The sequence below is a fragment of the Planktothrix sp. genome (genome assembly GCF_046067725.1).
Lineage (GTDB): Bacteria > Cyanobacteriota > Cyanobacteriia > Cyanobacteriales > Microcoleaceae > Planktothrix.
The window spans coordinates 1-3,342 of sequence record NZ_JBJUDF010000291.1; the positions used below are offsets into that span (position 1 = coordinate 1).

At 37.4% G+C, this 3,342-nt stretch carries 4 protein-coding genes and 1 pseudogene; 2 read left to right on the top strand and 3 right to left on the bottom strand.

Annotated elements, in window-relative coordinates; genetic code table 11:
- On the top strand, nucleotides 1–538 hold a 538-nt coding region (locus ACKPEB_RS18005; RefSeq protein WP_408966343.1), incomplete at its 5' end, for a Tfp pilus assembly protein FimT/FimU.
- A 187-nt stretch (nucleotides 539–725) separates the two neighbouring features.
- On the top strand, nucleotides 726–1,307 hold the full coding sequence (locus ACKPEB_RS18010) for a Tfp pilus assembly protein FimT/FimU (RefSeq protein WP_408966344.1): 582 nt from the start codon (nucleotides 726–728) through the stop codon (nucleotides 1,305–1,307).
- A gap of 257 nt (nucleotides 1,308–1,564) precedes the next feature.
- Here the strand turns inward: ACKPEB_RS18010 and gloA are convergent, their stop codons facing one another.
- The 3 genes and pseudogenes from gloA to ACKPEB_RS18025 all read right to left on the bottom strand — a co-directional run.
- On the bottom strand, nucleotides 1,565–1,999 hold the full coding sequence (gene gloA, locus ACKPEB_RS18015) for a lactoylglutathione lyase (protein ID WP_408966345.1): 435 nt from the start codon (nucleotides 1,997–1,999) through the stop codon (nucleotides 1,565–1,567).
- A 68-nt stretch (nucleotides 2,000–2,067) separates the two neighbouring features.
- On the bottom strand, nucleotides 2,068–2,856 hold the full coding sequence (locus tag ACKPEB_RS18020; RefSeq protein WP_408966346.1) for an ABC transporter permease: 789 nt from the start codon (nucleotides 2,854–2,856) through the stop codon (nucleotides 2,068–2,070).
- 5 nt (nucleotides 2,857–2,861) lie between these two features.
- A pseudogene (locus ACKPEB_RS18025) lies at nucleotides 2,862–3,342 on the bottom strand (glycosyltransferase family 2 protein); the annotation flags it as partial.

The following is a 3,342-nucleotide window of genomic DNA, read 5'->3' on the forward strand; positions in this document are numbered from 1 at the left end:
TCAGACTGATAACACTGAGACGGGATTTACCTTGATGGAAATGTTAGTTGTGGTTCTCATTATTGGGATTTTAACAGCGATCGCCGCCCCCAGTTGGAATGCTTTTGTCACAGGACAACGACTCAAAACGGTTAATGATCAGGTATTTCAAGCAATTAAAACGGCTCAAGCTGAAGCCAAACGTAAAAAAGATGATGTTACTATCACATTTGATAGTGCAGTTGATCCACCGACTGTTACTTATGAGGGTAACGTACAAACGCTAAATGCTTCAGGTGAGATTAAATCAGGAACCATCAAACTTTCTACAGGTGCAGGAGATACAACCGTTACCAAGGACACAGAGATTATTTTTGATTATCAAGGAAACATCAAAACAGACAATCCTGTCCAAGTATTACCCTACACAGTCACAGTCTCCCTTCCTGATGGAAAAAGTAAACGCTGCGTTATTGTAGACAGTCTTTTAGGGACAATTAGGGTAGAGGAAGGAAACTATAATAGTTCCACTAAAAAAGGTTGTCCAGTTCCCTCTTAAAGTTTTTTGATCAGCGATCGCATCTCTTAACTCCGTAATATCCCCAATTGACTAACTTATCAACTGAACAATTATTCCTGAAAAAATCCGTAATTTTCACCTGTTCAAAACCTCTGGATTCCCCGAAACTGGTAGTTAAGGTTTATCAAACCTAGAACGACCTCAGATGAAATCGGGTGCTTTTTCCATGACTATTCCAGAAAAGAAGAATGGTGATTGTACTAAGCTTGCTATAGCCCATCGTTCATTACCCACCTCTAATAGTGGATTTAACCTACTCGAAAACCTCATTATCGTCTTCATGATAGGCATTTTCAGTGCTATTGCGGTTCCCAGTTGGTTAAGCTTTATCAACCATCATCGTCTCACCACTTCCATTGATCGAATTTACTGGGCGATGCAAACCACCCGTGAAGAAGCCAAACGTAGCAAAGAAATCTGGCAAATCAGCTTTCGAGATCAGAATAATACCGTTCAATGGGCTATTCATCGTCGAGACGGAACCCCCACAGAACCCCAATGGATTACTTTAGATCAAAACGTTCAAATTGACTCAACAGAAACAACCCTTTATCAAAATCAAACCACTAAAATTTGGAGAATGCAATTTGACCATAAAGGTCGCGCCAATGGTCAGTTAGGACGGGTAACGTTATCTCTGCGGAATGGGAGCCCCGCTAAACGTTGTGTGTTTGTATCGACTTTATTAGGAACATTAAGAAAAGCTGAAAACAATCCTAAACCGAAAGATGGAAAATATTGCTATTAAAGCTTTAACAATAGCAAGTCTAAATCGGTTGTCATCATCTCTATGACTAAAACCCTTACCGTAGAGGCAATTCATGAATTGCCCCTACCACAAATCAAATCGGATTGCTATAGATGGGAAAGATCTCGTAGATTCTTCGCCAAGCTCAGAATGACAACGGTTAGCTGCCGAATTGAAAGTAAGCTGTAATATCCTATAAATTCTCCTTTCCTGGCAGAAAAAGAAGCCAGGAAGTTAGGTGCTTAAAAAGAGAGTGCTTAAGAATGGGTTGTTGCAACAGTCGTTTCTTTCTGCGAGTGAGATCCCTGAGTTCCTAACTGAATTAACTCAATTTTATAACCATCAGGATCTTCCACAAATGCAATCACAGTGGTTCCGTGCTTCATTGGGCCAGGTTCACGGGTAATTTTACCTCCTGCGGCTCTAATTTGTTCACAAGTGCCATAAATATCATCCACACCCAGGGCGATATGGCCATAACCCGTGCCGATTTCATATTGTTCTACACCCCAGTTATAAGTTAACTCAATCACACTCTGCTCAGATTCATCTCCATAACCCACAAAAGCTAAGGTAAATTCACCCCCTGGATAATCTTTCTGTCGTAACAATTTCATCCCTAAAATATCACAGTAAAACTTTAAGGAGCGGTCTAGGTTTCCTACCCGTAACATTGTATGAAGGAGTCTCATGTTAATCAGTTCCTATGGATTGAAAATGCCTTAATGATCTTAGTATAAGTGGGAATTTACCGATTGAGTTAAGCCCCCATTCCTGAATATTGTTTTAACCCCTGTTTCCATAACCAACGGTTCAGGATAAAAAATAATGTTCCCCATAAAAACATCATGAATAAACTGCGGAAGATATCAACGGGAAACCCAACCAAAATAGAAGCCGGAAAATAAACGAGGTACGGAAAGGGTGTCCATAGGGCGAATTCACGAATCAAGGGGGGAAAAACATCTAACGGTGCAATTATTCCTGATAAAAATATATAAGGTAAATACCAAATTTGTTCAATAGCGCTCGCTCGTTCTATCCAAAAAGAAAATAAGGCAAAGGTATATTGAATAATAAACCGCAGTATAAACGCTAAAATCACAACGAATAAAAACAGCAAAAATTGTCCTAAACTTGGTATCCAAAAAGATTGAGGATAAAGGGCAAAAAATAACAAGATGAGTCCTAGAATAAAAGGCAAACGGGCAAATCGTTCAGAAATATGACTAATGAAATGATGCCAAACGGGATCAATCGGTTGTAATAATTTGGGGGAAAGTTTTCCTTGAATTACTTCTTTTTCAAATTCATAAATTACCCAAACAACATTAAATTGTCGGACAATAAATGCGGATAAAAAATAATGAGCAAATTCAATCGCACTCAGTTCAATATTTCCAGTTTGGGAAGCTTTAATCCAAATCCCCATTAAAATAAATGGTAAGGAACCTGACAATGCCCATAAAAATAATTCGGCGCGATATTCGACCATGTAAGCATAGTAAGTGAGTAGTAAAGTTTGGGCAACGTTTAAAATATATTTCATAAAATTTATTGAATTAAAACAATTTTTTTGATACTTCTATTTGATTTTTTATTTTTGCTCAAAAATTCTTTGATTTTCAACCATTGCCGTTTTCGATTTAAAATAGAAGACAGTAATAATTTCCAAGCTTTAGGAGAATAAAAAGCAGTTGAGGAGAAAGACAAAGCCTGAAAAAATTTAGCTTTTTTGAGAGCAACCATACTCCAATGTAACTTTAGATAATTACGAATATCCTCAAGAAGAGGAAGATAGGTGTAATTTTTTTCTTGAATTAGTCGATACAGTTTCTCCTTGATTAAAATATTAGTATCTAGTCGTTTTTTTAATGAAAATTGTTGATTATAAGCTCCTGGCCAAATGGTTCGATAAGCTAAACATTTATTAATAAAAACTGCATCTCCAAATTGAGAAATTCTCATCCAAGAATCAATATCATCACAGTTCGCATCTAAACTAGAATCCCATCCTCCAGACTTAATAAATGCC

Bases quoted from the DNA above. Each gene is read 5' to 3' on its own strand.
- gloA (WP_408966345.1), bottom strand. From the start codon at position 1,999: ATGAGACTCCTTCATACAATGTTACGGGTAGGAAACCTAGACCGCTCC.
- ACKPEB_RS18020 (WP_408966346.1), bottom strand. From the start codon at position 2,856: ATGAAATATATTTTAAACGTTGCCCAAACTTTACTACTCACTTACTAT.
- ACKPEB_RS18010 (WP_408966344.1), top strand. From the start codon at position 726: ATGACTATTCCAGAAAAGAAGAATGGTGATTGTACTAAGCTTGCTATA.